Source organism: Achromobacter sp. Bel (assembly GCF_012928505.1).
Classification (GTDB): Bacteria; Pseudomonadota; Gammaproteobacteria; order Burkholderiales; family Burkholderiaceae_B; genus Achromobacter.
In genome coordinates, this window is sequence record NZ_JABBJN010000026.1 from 70909 (window position 1) to 92501 (window position 21593).

Below are 21593 nucleotides of genomic sequence, written 5' to 3' on the forward strand. Positions count from 1 at the left end.
GCCTGCGCGGAAACTACCCGAACGCCTTGATGAAGAAGTCCGGCGTGCCGAAGTTGCCCGACTTCAGCGCGATGCTGACGTCGGTTTTCGCCACCGGCGAATAGCCCGCGCACCAAGGCACGCCCGGATCGATCTGTTCGCCGATGGCGATCTGTTCCAGCCCCAGCGCCTGCACCACCGCGCCCGAGGTCTCGCCACCCGCCACGATCAGTTGCCGCACGCCGAGTTGGACCAGGCCGACCGCGATGCGCGCGATGGCGTCTTCGATCATGGCGCCCGCCTGAGCCGCGCCCAATGCGCCCTGCGCCTGCTTGACCTGATCCGGTTGCGCGGTGGAATAGACCAGCACCGGGCCGTCCTGCATACGGGGCTCGGCCCAGGCCAGCACTTGCTCGACCACGTCCTCGCCGGCCGCGATCCGCATGGGATCCAGCGCATACGCGGGGCGGCCACTTTCGATGAACGCGGCCACCTGCCCGTTGGTAGCAGTGGAGCAGCTTCCCGCCACGACGGCCTGCAGGCCATCGGCACGTGTTTGACCCGCTGCGCTGGCGGGCGCCAGGCCCCAGTTACCCGGCAGGCCGATCGCCACGCCGGATCCTGCCGTGACCAGCGCCATCCCGCGCAGCGCCGGCCCCAGGGCCAGCAGATCGTCGTTGGACACCGCGTCCACGATGGCGATTTCGATGCCTTCCGCCTGCAAGGCCTGGATGCGCGCGCGAATGGCCTCGCTACCGGCGGCCACCACGCTGTAGTCGATCAAGCCGACCTTGCGCGGCGTCTGCGCCGACAGCACGCGGACCAGGTTCGGATCCGTCATCGGCGTCAGCGGATGATGCTGCATGCCCGATTCGTTCAGCAGCACGTCGCCCGCAAACAGATAGCCCTTGAAGACCGTGCGCTTGTTGTCGGGAAACGCCGGCGTAGCGATGGTGAAGGCCGTGCCCAGCTGCGTCATCAGCGCGTCGGTCACCGGGCCGATGTTGCCCTGCGGGGTGCTGTCGAAGGTGGAGCAGTACTTGAAGTAGATCTGCTCGGCGCCTTGCTGCTGCAGCCATCGCAGCGCGGCCAGCGACTGCGCCACGGCGTCCGTCGCGGGCAGCGTGCGGGTCTTCAGCGCCACCACCACGGCGTCCGCATCATCGCGCAGCGGCGCGCCGGGAATGCCGATGGTCTGCACCGTGCGCATGCCGGCGCGCACCAGGTTGTTGGCCAGGTCGGTGGCGCCCGTGAAATCGTCGGCGATACAGCCCAGTTTGATGCTCATTTCGCCTCCGGCAAAGTGATGCCCGGGAAGATCTTGATGACCGCGCTGTCGTCCTCGCGGCCATGCCCGGCGGTGGACGCCTGCATGAACATCTGGTGCGCGGTCGATGCCAGCGGCAGCGGGAACTTCGTATGCCGCGCCGTATCCAGCACCAGCCCCAGGTCCTTCACAAAGATGTCCACCGCGGACAGCGGCGTATAGTCGCCCGCCAGCACGTGGGCCATGCGGTTTTCGAACATCCAGCTATTGCCCGCGCTGTGCGTGATGACCTCGTACAAGGCGTCCGCGTCCACGCCTTCGCGCAGGCCCAGGGCCATCGCCTCGGCGGCGGCCGCGATGTGCACGCCTGCCAGCAGCTGGTTGATGATCTTGACCTTGCTGCCCGCGCCGGCACTGTCGCCCAGGCGATAGACCTTGCCGGCCATCGATTCCAGCACCGCGCCGCAGACCTCGTAGGCGGCCGCGCGGCCGGCGGTCATCATCGTCATCTGGCCGGCAGCGGCCTTGGCCGCGCCACCGGAGATGGGCGCGTCCAGGTACAGCACGCCTTGCTCGGCCAGCCGAGCTTCCAGCGCGATGGACCAGCTGGGGTCCACGGTGGAACACATCACGAACACGGCGCCGGCGCGCAAGTCGGCCGCGATGCCGCCTTCGCCATACAGCACGGCTTCGGTCTGCTGGGCATTGACGACCACGCTGATCACGATGTCGCACGCGGCGGCCATGTCGGCCAGCGTGGCGCAGGCCACGCCGCCCTGCGCGGCAAAGGCCGCAGCGGCGTCGGCGCGGATGTCGTAGACGTGCACGTCGTGGCCGGCGCGGCGCAGGCTTTGCGCGATGCCCGCGCCCATGGCGCCCAGGCCGATGACGCCGACGCGGCGCGAAGAGGATTGCGTTTGGGTCATGTCTTTCGTCGTCCCGGGATATCCAAAGGCTGCGGCCCGCCGCTTAACGCGGCAGGTCGTCGGCCAGGTAGGCGCGGATGATGTCCGCGAAACTGTTGTCGCCTTTCAAGCCCAGGCGGGTTGCGCGCGTGGTGTCCCAACGGCCGGGCCAGCTGCCCACGATGCGCTCGACGCGCTCATCGGCTTGCCACGTGATGCGGTCGGCGACGTCGTCGCCCGCCACCTCGCGCAGCGCCTGCGCCATGTCGGCCACCGTGACGGACACGCCCGGCAGGTTGATCGGCGCGCGGTCGGCCACGGCGTCGGCCTGCAATTCGCAGCCAGCGATCAGCGCCTGGATGGCGCCGCGCGGCGACAGCAACCACAAGCGCGTGTCGGCCCCAACCGGGCAGATCGCCGCTTCGCCATTCAGGGGTTCGCGAATGATGCCGCTGGCGAACGAGGACGCGGCGGCATTGGGACGGCCCGGGCGCACGCTGATGGTGGGCAGGCGCAGCACGCGGCCGTCGACGAAGCCGCGACGCGTGTAGTCCGCCAACAGCAGTTCGGCGATGGCCTTCTGCGTGCCGTAGGAAGACTGCGGATTCAGCGCCGTATCGTCGCGCACGGTCTCGGGCAGCACGCCGCCATACACGGCCACCGAGCTGGTGAAGATCACGCGCGGTTTGTGGCCCAGCGCGCGGCAGGTTTCAAGCAGGGCGCGCGAGGCGTCCAGGTTAATGCGCATGCCCAGATCGAAATCCGCCTCTGCCTGGCCGCTGACGATGGCGGCCAGATGGAAAATGGCGCGCGTATCCGTGTCGATGGCTTGGCGCAGCACCGCCGGGTCGGCGATGTCGCCCACCCGCGAATTCACGCGCGGATCGGTCAGCGCCTCGGACTTCACGACGTCCAGCAGGTCGATCTGCGTAATGGGTTGCGGGCCGCTGCCGTCCAGCGTCAGCGTGCCTTGTTCCAGCAGTTTTCGGGCCAGCCGCTGGCCCAGGAATCCGGCGCCGCCGGTGATCAGGATCTTCATGATGGGATGCTCAAGGGTTGGCAAGATAGGGTTTGGCCCAGCCCAGCCCGGCGGACGTGCCGGCCTTGGGGCGGTATTCGCAGCCGATCCAGCCGGTGTAGCCCAGCGCGTCGATCCGCTCGAACAGGTAGGGATAATTCAGTTCGCCCAGGTCGGGCTCATGCCGGTCGGGCACGCCGGCGATCTGGATGTGGCCGATGCCCGCCATGTCGCGCTGCAGCTTCACGGCGATGTCGCCCTCGACGATCTGGCAGTGGTAGCAGTCGAACTGCACCTTCAGGTTGGGCGCGCCGACTTCAGCGCAGATGGCTTGCGCATCGTCTTGCCGGTTCAGGAAGAATCCGGGGATGTCGCGCGTGTTGATGGGTTCGATCACGATGGTCATGCCGGCGGACTCGGCCGCCCGCGCCGCGAACGCGAGGTTCTTCAGGTAGGTATCGCGGTGCGCGGCGCGGTCCTCGCCTGGACGGATCAGGCCGGCCATCACATGCAGGCTGCGGTTGCCCAACTGGCCGGCGTATTCCAGCGCCTGGTCCATGCCGCGCTGGAACTCGCTCTCCCGGCCCGGCAGCGACGCGATGCCCCGTTCGCCGGCCGCCCAGTCCCCGGGCGGCGCGTTAAAGAGCGCCTGCGTCAAGCCGTTGTCCTGCAACCGGGTCTTCAGGTCGGCGGCGGCGAATTCATAGGGGAACAGGAATTCGACGCCCGTGAACCCGTCGCCCGCGGCCGCCTGGAAGCGGTCCAGGAAGACGTGCTCGGCGTACATCATGGTCAGGTTGGCGGCTAGGCGCGGCATGGCGGTTCCTGTGAGTCGAAGGGAAGACGGCGCGCGGCCATCAGCGGTTGACCAGCTTGGCAGGCGTGAACCAGACCGCGATGGCGCCGATGACCAGCACGGCGGCCAGCACATACATGCCGGATGCGGTGGAGCTGGTCAGGTCTTTCAGGTAGCCGATCATGTAGGGGCTGGCGAAGCCGGCCAGGTTGCCAACCGAGTTGACGATGGCGATGCCCGCCGCCGCCGCGGTGCCGGACAGGAAAGCGGTCGGCAGCGACCAAAACAGCGGTGCGCATGTCAGCACGCCGGCCGCGGCCATCGACAGGCAGATCAGCGAAATCACGGTGTTGTCGGCGAAGGACGCCGCCGCGGTGAAGCCCACCGCGCCCGCCAGCGCCGGCACGATCAGGTGCCAGCGCCGTTCGCGCCGCTTGTCCGCCGAATGGCCCAGCAAGTTCATCACGACGATGGCGCAGAGAAACGGGATGGCGCTCAGCAGTCCGATGTTGAAGGCACCGGTGACGCCGGTCGACTTGATCAGCGTCGGCATCCAGAACGTCAGGCCGTATTGGCCGGCGACGAAGGCGAAGTAGATCAGGCACATCCACCACACGCGCTTGTCGGCGAACACGGCGCGCAGCGAGTGCTTCTGCGTGCCGGTCTGCTTCTGGTCTTGCTCGATCTCTCGGGTCAGGATCTGCTTTTCATCGGCAGTCAGCCACTTGGCGCTGGCGATGCCGTTGTCCAGGTACATGACGGTGACCACCCCGATCGCCAACGCGGGAATCGCTTCGATCAGGAACATCCACTGCCAGCCCTGCAGGCCGTGCGTGCCGTGGAAGGCCTCCATGATCCAGCCGGACAGCGGATTGCCGAAGATGCCGGCCACCGGGATGGCGGACATGAACAGCGCAATGATCTTGGCGCGGCGGTGGGCGGGATACCAGTAGGTCAGGTACAGGATCACGCCGGGGTAGAAGCCCGCTTCGGCCAGGCCCAGCAGAAAGCGCAGAATGTAGAAGCCTGTGGGCGTCTCGACGAACATGAACATGCCGGACAGGATGCCCCACGTGATCATGATCCGCGCGATCCAGATGCGCGCACCCAGCCGGTGCATGAGCAGGTTGCTGGGCACTTCAAACAGGAAATAGCCGATAAAGAACACGCCGGCGCCCAGGCCGAACACGGTTTCGCTGAAGCCCAGGTCTTGCGACATCTGCAGCTTGGCAAAGCCGACGTTGACGCGGTCCAGGTACGCGATCACATAGCAAAGCATCAGGAACGGCACCAGGCGCCAGAACACCTTGGCGTAAGCGCGGGCGGTCTCGCGGGATTCGGGCTGCATCGCCGCAGCGGGTGCGGTCGACGCCAAGTCCATCGGGGGCATGTCAAGTCTCCAAGAGGGTGCGCCGCCGCGTGACGCGCGGGACGCGTCCGGGTGGCTTTGTACGAATTGGGGGATCTAGTAGCGCGCCCCGAAGGTCGCGCGAAGTTCTTCAATAGCGTCGGCGGCCAGCGGCGCGGGCCGGGGGTCGCTCATCAGCCACAGGCGGGCCGTTTCTTCCAACTCTTCCAGGGCATAGGACGCATGCGCGACCGAGCGTTCCCACACGACCGGGCCCAGACGCTCGAACAGCGCGCCGCGCACCTGCCCTGCTACCGCGGCCACCTCGGCGGCGGCTTGCGGGTCACCGGGCCGGCGATAGCCGATCAACGGAATGCGGCCCACCTTCATGACCTGATACGGGGTGATGGGCGGCAACACGTCGTCGGGCCGCCAGACGCCCGCAAGCGTCAGCGCGACCAGGTGCGTGGAGTGCGTGTGGATGATGCCGCGCGAGTCGGGGCTGGCGCGGTAGATGCCTTGATGCAGCACCAGGGTCTTGGAAGGCTTGGCGCCCGAGACCCATTGTCCGGCCAGATCGACCTTGGCCAGTTCGGCCGGATCCAGCCGGCCCAGGCAGGCGTCGGTGGGCGTGATCAGCCAGCCGTCGTCCAGCCGGGCGCTGATGTTGCCGGCCGCGCCGACGGTGTAGCCGCGGTGGTACAGGCTGGCGCCGACAGTGCAGATTTCTTCGCGGACGCGGGATTCTTCAGTCATGGAACGCCCCCGGCAAGCAGGAGCGCAACCGCAGGGAAAGCGGCGGGAACATCGGCGACGCAACCAGCATGATGACCTGTCTCTTGAATATAAGTTATCGGGTCATCATACAAATTATGGGTTTTAAACGGATACCGGGTAAACCCGTATCCACTCAAAAAAGCCGACGACGGGCGGCGCAAAACGACGTCGCCGCCCGCGGACTACCGCAGGCGATTCCTGCGGCACCTGGGCCTCATTCCAGCACGCGCCCCTTCGTTTCGGGCAGCAGCAGCGCCGTCACGATCACCACGGCGTAGGCCCCGGTGGCGAACGCCCCGATCGCCCAGCCCAGGCCGTGCGTCTGGCTCAAGAATCCCACCAGGCTGGGGAACAGCGCCCCGATGCCGCGGCCGAAGTTATACGCAAACCCCTGCCCCGACGCGCGCACGCCGGACGGGAACAGTTCGGTCAGATAGGCGCCGATGCCGCTGAAGATGCCGGACGCGGCAAAGCCCAGCGGGAAACCCAGGAACAACATCTGGCCGTCGGTCAGCGGCAATTGCGTGTAGACGTAGACGCTGACCGTGGACAGCACCGAAAAGATCAGCAGATTGGCGCGGCGGCCCAGGCGGTCGGCCAGATAGGCGCCGGCGATGTACCCGCAGAACGACCCGAAGATGATGACCATCAGGTAGCCGCCCGTGTTCAGCACCGACAGTTGCCGCTCGACCTTCAGGTAAGTCGGCAACCAGGTGGTGATGGCGTAGTAGCCGCCCTGGACGCCGGTGCACAGTACCGCGGTGATGATCGTGGTTTTCAACAGCGCGGGCGAGAAGATCGTCCAGAACGACGCGCGGGCCTCGCCGGCCTGCACCTTGGCCTGGGCGCGCTGGAAGACCTCGGGTTCGGGCACGTTCTTGCGGATGTACAGCACCAGGAAGGCCGGAAGCACGCCGATCCAGAACAGGCTGCGCCAGGCCCATTCGGCGGGCAGGATAGAGAACGCGACCGTGTACAGGATGGCCGCGACGCCCCACCCGACGGCCCAGCCGCTTTGCACGGTGCCCACCGCCTTGCCGCGGTGCTCCGCCCGCACGATTTCGCCCATCAGCACCGAACCCACGGCCCACTCGCCGCCGAAGCCCAGGCCCTGCAAGGCCCGCAGCACGAACAGCTGCTCGAAGTTCTGCGCAAAGCCGATCGCCACCGTGCAGGCCGAGAACCACAGGATCGTGTATTGCAGCACGCGCACGCGGCCATAGCGGTCGGCGAGGATGCCCGCCAGCCACCCGCCGATGGCGGAAAACAGCAGCGTGACGGTGCCCAGCATGCCGGCCTGGCCCTTGTCGATGCCCCACAAGGTCATCAGCGTGGCGATCACGAAGGTGAACACCATGAAGTCCAGGGCGTCGATGGCCCAGCCCCCGAACGCGGCGATGAAGGTCCGCCGTTCCGTCTTGTTCAGCTCTCTATACCATTGCATGGTTTGCCTCTTGGAAGGTTCCGGGGATTACCGCGCCGGCGCGAAGCCGTACAAGCGTTCGGGGTTGTCGACCAGGATGCGGCGGCGCACGGCGGCGTCCGGCGCCCACAGCGCCAGCTGATTGCGCAGGCGGCCCGTGTTGACCATGCGCGCCTGATGCACGTGCGGCCAGTCGCTGCCCCACAGCATGCGGTCAGGCGCCGTCTCGATCAGCGTCTGCGCCCAGGGCACCACGTCGCTGAAATCGTCGAAGCGGTCGCTGATGCGGTAGGCGCCGGACAGCTTGACCCACCAGCCATGATCCCGGACCAGATGCTGCAAGGCCTGGAAGCCCGCGCTGCCCACGCCCTCGGCGACCGGCATGTGGCCCATGTGGTCTACCACGCCCGGCACCGGCAGCTTGCGCATGCGCGGCAAAAGCTCGGTCAACTGGCGCGCGTCCATCAGGAACTGCATGTGCCAGCCCAGGCCGGCAATGCGGTGCGCCAAGGTCTCCATCGCGTCAAAGCCGATGCCGCCGCCGAACAGCACATTGATGCGCAAACCGCGAACGCCGGCGGCATGCATGTCCGCCAGCTCGCTGTCCGTCACGGTAGGGGCCACCACGCCAATCCCGCGCAACTGATCGGGATGGCGGCGCAGCACCTCCAGCAGGTAGCGGTTGTCGGTACCGTAGACGCTGATCTGCACCAGCACGCCGCGCGACATGCCGGTCTGCTTCAGCATGCCCAGGTAAGCGGACTCCGGGGCCGGCGGCGGCGTGTAGGTGCGTTCCGGCACCAGCGGGTAGGCCACGGCGTCCTCGGCCACGACATGCGCGTGCGTATCGCAGGCGCCGGCCGGCACGTCAAAGGCGGCCGCGTCCATCTCGGGCAGCGGCGCCAGGCACAGGGGCGCTGGTTGCGCGGAAGAATCGGAAAGGGTCGGACGCATGCGGGGAGCTCCCAGAAAGGGTTCGAACCGGAGAAGGGCTCAATTTACCGTGATGCCGGCATCCTTGATCAAGGCCGCGAAATGCGGCACGTCGCGGGCGATCAGCGCCTGGAATGCCGCCGCCCCCTGGTCTTTCCCTGCCGGCGCCTGGGCCGCCAGTTTATCCAGCGACTCGCGCACGCCCGGGCTTCTCAACGCGGCCGCCAAGGCCTGCTCCAGCCGCGCGATCACGGCGGGCGGCGTACCCGCGGGCGCGGCGATGCCGTTCCACACGCTCATGTTGAAGTCCGGCACCCCTGCTTCGGCGAATGTCGGCACATCGGGGATCTGCGGCAGACGCGATGCGGAGGCCACCGCCAGCGCCGTGACGCGTTTGGCTTCATGGATGGGGATCATCGTGACGGTCTGGTCGATCACCGCGTCCACCGTGCCCGCCATCAGGTCGGCGATCGCCGGCCCCGCGCCCCGGTACGGAATCTGCATTCCTTGCGTATGCGTGACGTGCATGAAGTAGGCCGCGGCGATATGGCTGGTGGAGCCGGACCCCGCATTGCCGAAGTTCACGTCGGCGCCGTTCTTCTTCAAGCGCGCGACGAAGTCCGGCAGCGTGGCGATGCCGCTTTTCTTGCTGACGGACAGCACCATCGGCACCGTCGCCACCAGCCCGACCGCGCTCATGTCGCGGCGCGGATCGAACTTGCTTTTGGGGTACAGCGACGGCGCGATAGCCAGCGAGCCCATATTGCCGAAGGTGATGGTGTAGCCGTCGGGTGCGGCACGGGTCACGCGCTGGTTGCCGATCATGGTGCCGCCGCCCCCCAGGTTTTCCACCACGACGGTCTGGCCCAGGTTTTCGCCCATGGCCTGCGCCACGATCCGGGCCAGGCCGTCAGTGGATCCGCCGGCCGCGTACGGCACCACCATCGAGATGGCGCGCGTGGGATAGTCCTGCGCGGACGCGTTGGCGCCAAGCGCGATCAGGCCGGCGCCCAGGGTCGCCAGAAAAGTCTTCTTCATTGTCTTGCTCCTCGCTGTTTCTGCCGGCAACAGCCGGCCCTCCGCCTTGTCCTGGCGGATGCTTGTGATGCAGGTTGAAATGGCGGCGCGGCCGTTGCCGCGCCGTCGTTGAAGCGGCCTAGCTTTTCTTCGCGGCGAGCTCCACGCCGGCCAACTGCTCGGACAGGCGCGCGACAGCGGTATGGTCCTGTCCCTTACCCAAGGTCTTGCCCGCAGAGGCCCACAATTCGCGACACAGCGACGCGAACGGCGTGGGCGTGCCGGTGTCGGTGGCGATGCCCAGCGCGATGCCCAGGTCCTTGACCATCAGGTCCAGGCCGAAGCCCGAATTGAACTCGCGCGACAGCACGAACTGCTTGAACTTCTTCTGCGTGGAATTGTTCATGCCCGTCGACGCGTTCAGCACGTCCACGATCACATTAGGATCCAGACCGAACTGCTGGCCGATCAGCATGGCTTCGACGCCGATCAGGAAGCCGCCCGCCGACACCAGGTTGTTCAGCGCCTTCATGGCATGGGCGCTGCCCACGTCGCCCACGGCGGTGATCGACGTGCCCATCGCGGACAGCGCGGGGCGCACGCGCTCCAGCGTGGCGGCCGGGCCGCCGAACATGATCGCCAGTTCACCCGTGCGCGCACGCGGCACCCCGCCCGACACCGGCGCGTCCACCATCTGGCTGCCGGCGGCGTCCACGGCCTGGGCCAGCCGCTGCGTATGCGCCGGCACGCCGGAGCTCATCTCCACCACGACGCTGCCCGGGCGCAGGCCCGCCAGCACGCCTTGTTCGCCGCCCAGCACCTGTTCCACGATGGCGCTGGTGGGCAGCATCGTGAAGACGAGGTCGGATTGCGCGGCCAGCGCGGCGCAGGTGGCGGCGGCCTGGCCGCCCACGTCCTTTGCGAATTTGTCGGCCTGCCCCGGCACGGCGTCGAACACCGTCACCGCATAGCCCGCCTGCACAAGGCGCGCCGCCATCGGCCAGCCCATGCTGCCGATGCCAACCACGCCCACGCGTTCTTGCGGTGCGCTCATGCTTGCTGCTCCTTGAAGGCGCCTTCTTCCTCCAGCACCTGGTTGGCCACCTTGAAGGCGTCCAGGCCGGCGGGGATGCCGCAATACACGGTGGCTTGCAGCAGGATCTCCTTGATCTCTTCAACGGTCACGCCATTGTTCAGCGCGCCTTTGACGTGCAGCTTGATCTCGGCCGGGCGGTTCAGCGCCGTCAGCATGGCCAGGTTCAGCATGCTGCGCGTCTTTTTCTCCAGGCCCGGACGGCCCCAGGTGTAGCCCCAGCACCACTCGGTCGTGATGTGTTGGAACGCCATCATGAAATCGTTGGCGCGGGCCAGCGAACCGTCCACGTATTCAGTGCCCAGCACTTCGCGGCGCAGGTTCAGGCCTTGGTCGAACAGGGCTTGGGTTTCGGATTTGGTGTCTGCCATGAGTTCCTCGTTTGATGATGGTGACGGGCGCCGAACCGGCTTGCGCTCGGCTTGTTTTGTCTGATTGTCAGTTAATTTTCGTCCGATCGTCAATAGTCAGATTGTCGGACAATATTCTTGACTGCTTAAAAAATGCGCACAATAATGCGGCAACGCGCCGGGCTGGCTGCCGTGCGCCCATACCCACAAAAAGCCAGGAGACAAGCATGAAAGAAACCCCCAAGCAGGCCGTGCGCCACGGGCGCCGGGAATTTGTCGCTGGACTGGGTGCGGCCGCGCTGGCGGCCACCCTGCCCGGCCGCGTGCTCGCCGCTCCGGCGGACATCAATGTCGGCGTGATCCTGCCGCTATCAGGCGCGAATGCGCAGTTCGGCATCAATTCGCGGCAGGGCCTGGAATTGGCGGCGGACGAGATCAACGCGGCGGGCGGCATCAAGTCCCTGGGCGGCGCCAAGCTCAAGCTGGTCATCGCGGACGCCACCTCGCAGCCCACCACCGCCGCCACGGTGGCGCAGCGCCTGATCACGCAGAACCGCTGCGTGGCCCTGATCGGCGCCTACGCCTCCTCGCTGACGCTGGCCGTGTCGGAGGTGACCGAACGCCGCGGCATCCCGCTGCTGACCATGTCGTTCTCCGACGTGCTGACCGAGCGCGGCTTCAAGCACATCTTCCAGGTGGTATCCAAAGGCTCGGTGCTGGGCCGCGCGCAGTACGACTATGCGGCGTCCGTCGTGGCAGGCGCCTCCGACATCAAGAAGATCGCGCTGCTGTACGAAGACACGGCCTACGGCACGTCGCAAGCCGTAGGCGTGCGCAATGCGGCCAAGGCGGCCGGCGCGCAGATCGTGCTGGACGAGGCGTATCCGCTGGGCATCACCGACGTTACGCCGCTGATCAGCAAGCTGCGCGCGTCCGACGCCCAGATCGTGTTTCCGATTTCCTATCTGAACGACAGCCTGCTGATCATCCGGGTGATGCGCCAGCAGCGGCTGACGGTGCCGATCGTGGGCGGCGCGGCGGGCTACGTGATTCCCGATTTCGCGAAGGCGCTGGGCCAGTATTCGCAGGCCGTGCTATCGATCGCCCCGGCCAATTATGACCAGGCGCCGGAATACACCGAGCGCTACCGCAAGCGCTTCGGCACCTTCATGCCGCACGAGGCCCTGGAACACGCCGTATGCGCCGGCGTGCTGGCCCAGGCCCTTGAGGTGGCGGCGTCCGACAAGCCCGAAGCGGTATCGAAGGCGTTGCGCGCCCAGAAGTACGACCAGGGCTGGGCTGGCGTGATGTCGGGCGGCGGCGTGCATTTCGACGCCAATGGCCTGAACACCCTGGCCCAACCCATCATGGTCCAGTGGCAGAACAACGAGTTGGTGTCGGTGTGGCCCCAGGCGCTGGCCAAGGGCCGCGTCATCACCGCCAGCTGAGCGCGCGGCGCGAACCGGAGGACTGTCATGCAATTCTTGCAGGCGCTGGTAGACGGCATTCTGCTGGGCGGCGTGTACGCGGTCATCTCGATCGGGCTGACGCTCGTCTTCGGGGTGGTCTCCATCGTCAACTTCGCCCAGGCCGAGTTTCTGATGGTGGGCATGTTCGTGGCGTACTTCGCCTGGAAATTTCTGGGGCTGGACCCGCTGGTCGGGTCGTTGCTGTCGTTCGCCGTGGCCTTCGTGCTGGGCGTGCTGACGCAGAAGTTCCTGATCAACCGGGTGCTGAAGGCGCCGGCGGTGGCGCAGATCTTCCTGACGGTGGGCCTGCTCATCGTGATGGAGAACCTGGCCCTGATCCTGTTCGGCTCCGAATTCCGCTCGGTGCAGACGCCCTATCAGATGACGGCGCTGGCGGTCGGCCCCATCCTCCTTAGCGCACCCTATCTGCTGGCGTTCACGGTGGCCGCTGTCGCCGGACTGACGCTGTGGTGGGTCCTGAAGAAAACCTGGTGGGGCATGGCGGTGCGTGCGACCGCCCAGGACCCGATGGCCGCCCGGCTGTCCGGCATCTCCACGCATCGCGTGCACCAGTTGGCCTTCGGGCTGGGCGTGGGGCTGACGGCCTTGGGCGGCGGCATCATCCTGCCCTACCTCACGGCCTCCACCACCGTCGGCGCGCAGTTCAGCGTGCTGATGTTCACGGCGGTGGTGCTGGGCGGTCTGGGCAGCGTGATGGGCGCGGTGGTGGGCGGGGTGGCGGTCGGCGTGATCCAGTCGCTGTCGTCGCTGGTGCTGCCCATGCAGCTGCAGAACCTGGTGCTGTTCGCCATCTTCATCCTTGTCCTGGCCGTGCGCCCGGAAGGTCTTTTGAAAAGGGCTGCCTGATGGCCATGACTCGACAATCCCTCCCATGGGCCGCGCTGTTGGCCATCGCGCTGGCCGCGCCCTGGCTGATGGAAGACCAGGGCTACGGCATCCGTGTCCTGACGCTGGTGCTGCTGTTCGCCGCGATGGGCCAATCCTGGAACATCGTGGGCGGGCTGGCCAACCAGATTTCCCTGGGGCATGCGGCGTTTTTCGGCCTGGGCGCCTACACCTCGACCCTGCTGCTGATGCGCTACGGCATTTCGCCGTGGCTGGGCATCGTGGCCGCGATGGCGGTGGCGGCCGTGGCGGGCGCGCTGCTCAGCCTGCCCACCATGCGGCTGCGCGGCCACTACTTCGCACTGGCCACCCTGGCGTTCGGCGAGGTGCTGCGCGCGATCGCCAACACCTGGGCGTCGGTGACGGGCGGACCGGTCGGCCTGTCCATCCCGTTTTCGGAAGGCGTAGCGCAGATGCAGTTCAAATCCAGCATCCCCTACTACTACCTGATGCTGGGGGCCGCGCTGGTCACGTCGGTGGTTTTCGCGCTGATCAGCCGTTCGCGCCTGGGCTACCGCCTGCGCGCGGTGAAGGCCAACCCGCAGGCGGCGGAGGTCATCGGCGTGAACACTGCAAGAACGCGCATCCTGGCGGCCGTGATCTCGGCCGCGCTGATGGGCGCCTGCGGCACGCTGTACGCGCAGTTCATCTACTTCTTCGATCCGGACACCGTGTTCTCGCTGGTGGGCGTCTCGGTGCGCGTGGCGCTGATCTGCATCATTGGCGGCGTTGGCACCGTGGCCGGCCCGCTGATCGGCGCCCTGGTCATCATCCCGCTGGAAGAAGTGTTCAATGACTGGCTGTCCGGGCACACCGCGGGCGTATCCCAGCTGGCCTTCGGGCTGATCCTGATCGCCATCATCCTGATCGAGCCGCGTGGCCTGTCGGCGCTGTGGACGCGGCTGTGCAATCTGACGCGGGGCCAGCATGCCTGACATCCTGAAGGTCTCGAACGTGCAGCGCCGCTTCGGCGGCCTGAAAGCCGTGGACGACGTGTCGTTCAGCGTGGCGCGCGGCGATATCCTGGGCCTGATCGGCCCCAACGGCGCCGGCAAGACCACGCTGTTCAACCTGCTGATGGGCCTGTACGCCAGCCAGGGCGGCCGCATCGAACTGGACGGTCAGGATGTCAGCGGCCTGCGTCCCCATCAGATCGCGGCGCGCGGCATGACCAAGACGTTCCAGAATGTGGCGCTGTTTCCTGAAATGACCGTGCTGGACAACGTGCTGGTAGGCGGCCTGCTGCGCCACGACGTGCCGCGCGCGCGCCAGTTGGCCCGCGACAACCTGGACCGGGTCGGCCTGTCCGCCATCGCGGCCAAGCCAGCCGGCGAGCTGTCGTTTCCCGAGCAGGCCCGGGTGGAACTGGCCCGCGCCCTGTGCACCGACCCCAAGGTCTTCCTGCTGGACGAGGTGATGGCGGCGCTGAACGAATCCGAAATGGACGCGCTGCTGGATCTGATCCGCACGCTGCGCGACGAAGCCGGCATCACCTTCATCGTGGTGGAGCACCACATGCGCGCCATCATGCGGCTGTGCAACCGCATCCTGGTGCTGTCCTTCGGCCAGAAGATCGCCGAAGGCAGCCCCGCCGACATCGCGTCCAATCCCACCGTGATCGAGGTCTACCTGGGCAAGTCGATGGAACAGGCGGGGGTGGCCGCATGAGCTTGCTGCAGATCCAGGGGCTGACCGCCTCCTATGACCGCAGCCCGGTGCTGCACGAGGTCTCGCTGGACGTCCCCGAAGGCGGCTTCATCGCCGTCGTCGGCGCCAACACCGCAGGCAAAAGCACGCTGTTGCGCTGCATCTCGGGGTTACTGGACAAGGTGAGCGGCAGCATCGCCTTCGACGGCCGGGACATCCTGCACCTGGCGCCGCACCGCATCCCGGAATTGGGTATCGCCCACGTCCCCGAGGGCCGCCACGTTTTCCCGGAAATGACGGTGGAGGAAAACCTGTATCTGGGCGGCTATACCCGTCGCCGTGACGCCACGGGCCTCAAGCGCGGTTGCGAGCGGGTCTACGCCCTGTTCCCCCGCCTGCATGAACGGCGCCGGCAGCAGGCGGGCACGCTGTCCGGCGGCGAACAGCAGATGGTGGCATTCGGGCGCGCGCTGATGCTGGAACCCCGGCTGCTGCTGTTGGATGAACCCAGCCACGGCCTGGCGCCCAAGATCGTCGAGGAAATGCACCAGGCCATGATCGACATCCACCGCAGCGGGCTGACCATCCTGCTGGTGGAGCAAAATACCCGGCTGGCCCTGTCGGTGGCGGAATACGCCTACGTGTTGCAATCCGGGACGATGGTGCTGTCCGGGCCCAGCAACGCGCTGCTGGAAGACAGCCGCGTGCGCGCCGCGTACCTCGGGTTATAGCCATGGCCCGCCGGCGGGATATATTGCGTCTTTACGTTGAACCGGCGGTGCGCCGCAGCCGGGCCAAAAGCCCCCGCTGCCGCTCGCGCCCGCCGTTACGCTAAGCGAGAGACAGCCATGCCCACCCCCACCGGCGCAGTATTCGAAAAACCCACCACCTTGCGCACCCGCGTCGAGGAATTCCTGCGCACGTCCATCATGGATGGCCGCATCAAGGGCGGCGAACGCTTGCGCGAAGCCGAACTGTGCGAACAGCTGAACATCAGCCGCAGCACACTGCGCGAGGCGCTGCGCACACTGGAAGCCGAACGCCTGATCTCGATCGAGCCGCACCGCGGTCCGACGGTGGTACGCATTACCGAGAAGGCCGCCCGCGACCTGTATTCCCTGCGCGCCCTGCTGGAAGGCTTTGCCGCGCATGAATTCGCGCGACTGGCCAGCGACACGGACGTCGAACGCCTGCGCAAGGCCGTGGACGCGCTGCACCGCCAGGCCAAGGGCAGCAACAAATCAGCATTGCTGGCGGCCAAGCGCGATTTCTACGACGTGCTGCTGTCGGGCTGTGACAACGATCTGATCAAGGACATGCTGCCCGGCCTGCTGTCGCGCATCAACCTGCTGCGCGCCACCTCGTTCGCGCGCGCCGACCGGCTACCGGAAAGCATGGCCGAAATCGACCACATCTTCGAGCGCATCCAGGCTCGGGATCCACAAGGCGCCCAAGCCGCCGCACAGAGCCATATCGTGAACGCCGAACGCACCGCGCTCGACGTGCTCAGGCGCCAACAAGAGGAGACATCCACAAGTGAAGGCGATCGTCCAGGAACTGAGGGCCGCAGCGGCCCTGGCGCAGCAGGATAGCGAGTTCATCTCCGCAGCCAGGGGCCTGCCGTGCGCCATCTGGCTGCAAGCCGGCGCGGATCCGGAAGACCGGGTCCCCGCCTGGGCGGGCCAACCCGCCGCCCCCTCGCAGTGCCTCGTCATCAGCGCCCCGCCGGACACCTGGCGAAAACTGCTGGATCCTGCCCCGCCTCCTGGCTACCACTCCTTCACCGCCGCCCACCGCCAGGCCCACGGCCTGCGCGTGAAAGGCGACGCGCTGGCCATTGCCCAGGCCCTGCATCCCCTGGAACGGCTGTTCGAGATCCTGCGCGGACAGCTCCACGCCGCGCCCGCCCTGCTGGACCGCAGCGCCATCGCCGGCCACTACGCCACCGTGGACCTGGGCGCGGCGTCCACATCCCTCTACTATGAAACCAGCGGCCTGGCCGATGGCCCACCGCTCTTGATGCTGCACACGGCCGGCGCCGATTCGCGCCAGTATCACGCGCTGATGGCCGACCCCGGCCTGCGCCGCCAATGGCGCATGATCGCCTTCGACATGCCCGGCCACGGGCGCAGCATGCCGCTGCCCGGCCAGGCCTGGACCGAAACAGGCCTGACCCGCGACGCCTATCTGCGGACCTGCCTGGCCGTCATCCGCCAGGTCGCCGGCGGCCCCGCCGTCTTGCTGGGCTGTTCGATGGGCGCCGCGATGGCGCTGGTCGCCGCTGCCCGCAGCCCGGACGACGTGGCAGGCGTTGTGGCGCTGGAAGCGCCGTGGAAAGCCACGGGACGGCGCACGCCGATGCTGTGCCACCCGCAGGTCAACCAGGCAGCGCACAACCCCGCCTACGTGCGCGGGCTGATGGGCCCGGCGGCCACGCTGGAAGCCCGCCGCGACGCCGCCTGGATCTACGCGCAAGGCGGCTTCAACGTCTACGCCAACGACCTGTGGTTCTACAGCGAAGATTTTGACGCCGCCGAGCACCTGGCCGGCCTGGAGGCCCGCCGCTTCGGCGTGTCGCTGCTGACCGGCGCCTACGACTATTCCGCCAGCCCGGAGGACAGCCGCCGCGTCGCGGCGCGCATTCCGGGTGCGCGCTTCACCGCCATGCCCGAGCTGGGCCACTTCCCGATGGTCGAAGACCCGCAACGCCTGCTGGACTACCTGCGGCCCGAACTCGACCACATCCGAACCGCACGGGGAATCGCATGACGCTGCCCAACCACGAAGTCTATGCCCTGCGCTACGCCACCGTCGCGCGCCGCCGCGGCCAGAATTTCATTACCCCGCCAGACCCGCACGACGGCCCCATGCCAATGGACTATTTCGTCTGGGTCATCCGGCACGGCGCGCGCGTCTGGCTGGTCGACACCGGCTTCAACGAATCGGCCGCCCGCGCACGCGGCCGCGAATTCCTGCGCTGCCCCATCGACGCATTGAAGACGCTGGGCATCGCCCCCGACGACATCCAGGACGTGATCGTCACGCACCTGCACTACGACCACGCCGGCAATCTGCGCAAGCTGCCGCGCGCGCGGCTGCACTTGCAGGAAAGCGAACTGCACTACGCCTGCGGCTGCAACATGCGCTTCGACATGCTGCGCCACGCCTACGCGGTGGAAGACGTGCTCGACGTGGTGCGCGGGGTCTATGACAAGCGGGTGGACTTCTACCATGGCCACGACGAGCTCGCGCCAGGCCTGCAATTGCTGCACATCGGCGGCCATACGCAAGGCCTGCAGGCGGTGCGTGTGCATACGGCGCGCGGGTGGATCGTGCTGGCGTCCGACGCCAGCCACTACTACGACAACATGGGATTGGACGCCCCGTTCCCGATCGTGCTGAACGTGGCCGACATGCTGGCGGGCTACGAAACGCTGCTCAAGCACGCAGAGTCGCCGGACCATATCGTGCCGGGCCACGACCCACTGGTCCGAAGCCGGTATCCGGCGTTCCGGGACGGCGACACGGAAGTGGTGGCGCTGCACCTTCCCGTCGCCGACGGCCCTTAGCCGCCTATAGCGAATAGCGGTAGTTGCAGTTCAGCGTGGCCTTGAGCGGGGCGTCTGTCTGCACGCCGCCCGCCGAACGAGGCCGGGGCCCGGCCAGCTTGGCCCGGAAGGTACCCGCGATATCGCCGTTGGCCTGCTTGGCCACCGCCACGCTGGACGGCAAGGCATAGAGCGTCAGCGCGCCCCCGGGGAATGGGGCGAGCAGCGTGAACACCGATTGCGGAAAATCCTCCACCACAAGACTGTTGGCGTGGGTGTCGGAGTTGAAGTTCAGGTCCGCGTCGAAATAGCTCAGCGTGATGTTCAGCTCTTCCGACGACGGCGACGGGACGACGCCCTTCAACGCCACCTTGCCGCTTTCCGATGCGCAGGACAGTTCGGCCGGGGCGGACCCGGCCTGGGCGGCGCCCATGAATAGCATGCAAGACAGGAACCAGGCGGCGCGTGCGGTCATGGACGTTTCCTTGCGAGAGGTCGGCAAAAGAGAGACGCCAAGTGTAGGCGGAAATCCGCGCGGCAATGCGACCGGTGGCCCAGGCGCGTTACCCGCCCATCGTCCGGCAAAACGCCTGCGCGTCACCGTCGATGATCACGCCCGACGGCAGATAGCCTTCCCGCTGGCGGGTCGCACGCAGTTGCTGCGCCAGCGCGGCATCGCCGCCGACCGCGTAGACGAATACCCTAACCGATTCCAATGCCGCGTCACGCAGCAACTGGGGGTTGGCGGCTAGCGTCATGGCATCCACATGCACGCCCACCGGCGCGCCCACGGTTTTCGCCAGATTGCCCAGCCACGGGCGGGTCAACTTGGGCGCCGTGGCGCGCTGCGACACGTACTTGCCCAAGGGGTTGGCGCCGAGCGATTCGGCATTCCGGGGGTCAAAGACGATCAGGCCCAGATAGCCCTGGCGGTCGGTGCCGCGCACGCAGCGCAACGCTTCCGGAAAGGCCGACGTGATCATCCAATTGCCGTGCGGCAGCGATTGCTTCATGCCGGCGACCAGCTGGCTGACCGGCGCGCAGTCGCGGTAGACGACCTTCAGTTCGGCGTTGAACGTCTTGGCGGGTTGCGCGGCCGCCACCTTCAGGGCGTCGTCCAGAAACGGCGGCGGCGATCCACCCCCCTTCCCCGTCAGCGTGGCGCCACGCCAATCCGCGCTGCTCAACTGGAGCACGGCCTTGCGCCCGACCCCGCCCACCGTCCTGCCCGTAAGCAGGTCGTGATGCAGCACCCAGCGGCCGTCCTGCAAGCGCTGCATGTCGATCTCGACGCCGTCCCAGCCGCCCGCATACGCGGCGCTGATCGACGCCAGGGAATTTTCCGGCAACGTCGGTGCGCCGCGATGCGCGTGCACCTGCATGCCCAGGCAGGCGGCACTGGCGCCGGACCAGGGCAACGCCGCCGCAAGCGCCATCGCTATCCAACGCTTAATCCGCATCGCCGTGGTATCCATACTTGATGCCGCCCAGCACGCGCGTGCGCACCGCTTCGTTAAAGGGATAGGTGTAGGCCTGCCCCACCACCACCACGTGCGCAATGTTGGCGAGCACGCGGCGGCGCAGCGCCTGGCCGACCGATTCATCATCGCGGCCGGATTCGGTGCGCGACATCTGCTGGAACAGCTCGCTCTGGGTCACGCCGTTCTGCATGAAGGAAAACGCCGTCCAGACGCACGCCAGCGTCAGCACCAGCGCCAGGCCTGCCGCGCGCGTCGCGGTGCGGCCCGGCACCTGCCCGGCGGGCGTGCGCAGCCACACGACCAGCTTGGCGATCAGATACAACAGCTTGGCGAAGTGGCCCACCGCACCCAGCAGGGAAAACAGCAGCGCCACCGGCGGCACAATCGCCGCCCGGGCGGCATCCTGGCCCAGCTTGTAGTGCTGGCCGCCCCGTCCGAAGTCTTCGTTCCTGGCGGAGAAGCGCGGCATGGCCTCGTCCACGGCGCGGTCCAGCATGCCGTCGTACAACCGCTTGAAGCTGGCCGCGTCGGTGTAGTTGGATGCCACGCTCATGCTGGCCGGCACCATCAGGGTCTGCCGCAACAGCTTCTGCACGCCGGGACGCGCCACGAAGTCTTCATACGACAGGCCCGGCGGAATCGCATCGCCTTCCACGTGGACAGTGCGGCTGCGCATGGTCTTCCAGTACTGCTGCGCGACCGCCTCGTTGAACGTTGCACGGTCATGAGGCCGCCAGTCGCCCGGTACGGGAATGCGCTTGCGCACGTCCTGCACCACGCGGCCCTGATAGCGCGCGGGCACGTTCTCGGGCGTCCAGCCGCGCCGGGACAGATTCCTGCGATAGTCGCTCCAGGCGCGGTCCTGCTCGCGCGCCAGGCCGATGTCGTTCGCGACCGGCACGCCGGCATACTGCTTCCAGCGGTCGGCGACGGACTGCATCACGCTGGTGTAGACCTGGTGATAGCCGCGGATGCCGGGCGCGGTCATGCGCACGTCGCGGCCGTCGAAGGTGAAGGTCTTCATCTGGCGTTGCAGATCGGTGCGGATCACCTGGCGCTTCTTGGGTTCGACCTTCTCGTCCAGGTTGTCGATATTGGACAGCAGCACCTGGAACACGGCCAGGAATGCCTTGCCCTCGGGCCGCGCATAGACCTCGTCGTCGACCAGCCCGTCCAGATGCAGGTCACCCTGCACCAGCGACCGCTGCAGCAAGCCGGCATTGGCGGCGATACGGCGGAAATCGCCGTCGCGGCTATCCACCAGCACGTTCACCAGCCCCTTGATGGCGCTGAACACCACCAGCGCGGTCACGACGCAGGCGACGCCGATCTTCAAGTACGACGGCTTTCCGCCGGTGCGCAGGCGCCGGGTCAGCAGCAATTGCAGCACCACCAGCGCGGCGGCAATGCCGGACAGCGTGCGGCCGAAGAACTCCAGTTCTTCGATGTCGTGCGGCGTGGCGCGGCTGCCCACCACGTCCAGCAGGCGCGCATTGAATCCCAGCTCGAAGCTGAGATAGACGACCGTCAGGACGATCAGGAAAAGAAGTTGGCGAATCTGGGCTTGCCGCACGTCAGTCCCTCAGATCAAGACGGGTCGAGGTGATTTCCTCGTCGGGCAGGTCCAGCTTGGCCG

22 protein-coding genes are annotated in these 21593 nt (G+C 67.1%); 8 read left to right on the top strand and 14 right to left on the bottom strand.

The window, feature by feature from the left end; genetic code table 11:
* Positions 1-13 precede the first annotated feature (13 nt).
* The 11 genes from otnK to HG262_RS17420 all read right to left on the bottom strand — a co-directional run bounded on the left by otnK (position 14) and on the right by HG262_RS17420 (position 10927).
* The gene (otnK, locus tag HG262_RS17370; protein WP_169272193.1) at positions 14-1267 is read right to left on the bottom strand and encodes a 3-oxo-tetronate kinase; all 1254 of its coding nucleotides are present in this window, start codon (positions 1265-1267) and stop codon (positions 14-16) included.
* Entirely contained in the window at positions 1264-2172 is a 909-nt protein-coding gene (gene ltnD, locus HG262_RS17375; protein WP_169272194.1) for an L-threonate dehydrogenase, read from the bottom strand. Before ltnD ends, otnK begins: the two co-directional genes overlap by 4 nt.
* Before the next feature lie 43 nt (positions 2173-2215).
* Entirely contained in the window at positions 2216-3190 is a 975-nt protein-coding gene (denD, locus tag HG262_RS17380) for a D-erythronate dehydrogenase (protein WP_169272195.1), read from the bottom strand.
* Positions 3191-3200: 10 nt separating this feature from the next.
* Positions 3201-3986 carry a 2-oxo-tetronate isomerase gene (otnI, locus tag HG262_RS17385; RefSeq protein WP_169272196.1) on the bottom strand — a complete coding sequence of 262 codons (786 nt, stop codon included), beginning with the start codon at positions 3984-3986 and terminating at the stop codon, positions 3201-3203.
* 40 nt (positions 3987-4026) lie between these two features.
* Complete coding sequence (locus tag HG262_RS17390; protein ID WP_211187448.1) at positions 4027-5355, bottom strand: MFS transporter; 1329 nt, start codon at positions 5353-5355, stop codon at positions 4027-4029.
* Positions 5356-5430: 75 nt separating this feature from the next.
* Positions 5431-6069, bottom strand: coding sequence for an aldolase (locus HG262_RS17395; RefSeq protein ID WP_169272197.1), 639 nt, complete (start codon positions 6067-6069; stop codon positions 5431-5433).
* 235 nt (positions 6070-6304) lie between these two features.
* Positions 6305-7534, bottom strand: a complete 1230-nt coding sequence (locus HG262_RS17400) for an MFS transporter (protein ID WP_169272198.1) — start codon at positions 7532-7534, stop codon at positions 6305-6307.
* 27 nt (positions 7535-7561) lie between these two features.
* Positions 7562-8467 (bottom strand): amidohydrolase family protein, encoded by a 906-nt coding sequence (locus HG262_RS17405; protein ID WP_211187450.1) that lies wholly within the window; start codon positions 8465-8467, stop codon positions 7562-7564.
* 39 nt (positions 8468-8506) lie between these two features.
* Positions 8507-9484 carry a tripartite tricarboxylate transporter substrate binding protein gene (locus HG262_RS17410; protein ID WP_169272199.1) on the bottom strand — a complete coding sequence of 326 codons (978 nt, stop codon included), beginning with the start codon at positions 9482-9484 and terminating at the stop codon, positions 8507-8509.
* A gap of 118 nt (positions 9485-9602) precedes the next feature.
* Positions 9603-10517, bottom strand: a complete 915-nt coding sequence (locus HG262_RS17415; RefSeq protein ID WP_169272200.1) for an NAD(P)-dependent oxidoreductase — start codon at positions 10515-10517, stop codon at positions 9603-9605.
* On the bottom strand, positions 10514-10927 hold the full coding sequence (locus HG262_RS17420) for a carboxymuconolactone decarboxylase family protein (RefSeq protein WP_088588835.1): 414 nt from the start codon (positions 10925-10927) through the stop codon (positions 10514-10516). The genes HG262_RS17415 and HG262_RS17420 overlap by 4 nt, the downstream gene beginning before the upstream one ends.
* 206 nt (positions 10928-11133) lie before the next feature.
* On the opposite strand from HG262_RS17420, the gene HG262_RS17425 reads away from it, so the two are divergent.
* From HG262_RS17425 to HG262_RS17460, 8 genes are all read left to right on the top strand, one after another.
* The gene (locus HG262_RS17425; protein WP_169272201.1) at positions 11134-12354 is read left to right on the top strand and encodes an ABC transporter substrate-binding protein; all 1221 of its coding nucleotides are present in this window, start codon (positions 11134-11136) and stop codon (positions 12352-12354) included.
* A gap of 27 nt (positions 12355-12381) precedes the next feature.
* Entirely contained in the window at positions 12382-13242 is an 861-nt protein-coding gene (locus tag HG262_RS17430; protein WP_169272202.1) for a branched-chain amino acid ABC transporter permease, read from the top strand.
* A 5-nt stretch (positions 13243-13247) separates the two neighbouring features.
* Complete coding sequence (locus HG262_RS17435; protein WP_248293389.1) at positions 13248-14216, top strand: branched-chain amino acid ABC transporter permease; 969 nt, start codon at positions 13248-13250, stop codon at positions 14214-14216.
* Positions 14209-14949 (top strand): ABC transporter ATP-binding protein, encoded by a 741-nt coding sequence (locus HG262_RS17440; protein ID WP_169272204.1) that lies wholly within the window; start codon positions 14209-14211, stop codon positions 14947-14949. Before HG262_RS17435 ends, HG262_RS17440 begins: the two co-directional genes overlap by 8 nt.
* Positions 14946-15659 carry an ABC transporter ATP-binding protein gene (locus tag HG262_RS17445; protein WP_169272205.1) on the top strand — a complete coding sequence of 238 codons (714 nt, stop codon included), beginning with the start codon at positions 14946-14948 and terminating at the stop codon, positions 15657-15659. The genes HG262_RS17440 and HG262_RS17445 overlap by 4 nt, the downstream gene beginning before the upstream one ends.
* 117 nt (positions 15660-15776) lie before the next feature.
* Positions 15777-16520, top strand: coding sequence for a GntR family transcriptional regulator (locus tag HG262_RS17450; protein ID WP_169272206.1), 744 nt, complete (start codon positions 15777-15779; stop codon positions 16518-16520).
* A complete protein-coding gene (locus HG262_RS17455; protein ID WP_169272207.1) occupies positions 16465-17697 on the top strand; it encodes an alpha/beta hydrolase in 1233 nt (410 codons plus the stop codon). Before HG262_RS17450 ends, HG262_RS17455 begins: the two co-directional genes overlap by 56 nt.
* Positions 17694-18497: an N-acyl homoserine lactonase family protein gene (locus HG262_RS17460; RefSeq protein WP_169272208.1), complete on the top strand. Its 804-nt coding sequence runs from the start codon at positions 17694-17696 to the stop codon at positions 18495-18497. The genes HG262_RS17455 and HG262_RS17460 overlap by 4 nt, the downstream gene beginning before the upstream one ends.
* 4 nt (positions 18498-18501) lie before the next feature.
* On the opposite strand, the gene HG262_RS17465 is transcribed toward HG262_RS17460, so the two are convergent.
* The 3 genes from HG262_RS17465 to HG262_RS17475 form a co-directional block, all read right to left on the bottom strand.
* A complete protein-coding gene (locus HG262_RS17465) occupies positions 18502-18951 on the bottom strand; it encodes a hypothetical protein (RefSeq protein WP_169272209.1) in 450 nt (149 codons plus the stop codon).
* 88 nt (positions 18952-19039) lie between these two features.
* Positions 19040-19936, bottom strand: coding sequence for a glycerophosphodiester phosphodiesterase (locus tag HG262_RS17470; RefSeq protein WP_169272210.1), 897 nt, complete (start codon positions 19934-19936; stop codon positions 19040-19042).
* Positions 19926-21530, bottom strand: a complete 1605-nt coding sequence (locus HG262_RS17475) for a hypothetical protein (RefSeq protein ID WP_169272211.1) — start codon at positions 21528-21530, stop codon at positions 19926-19928. The genes HG262_RS17470 and HG262_RS17475 overlap by 11 nt, the downstream gene beginning before the upstream one ends.
* Positions 21531-21593 lie beyond the last annotated feature (63 nt).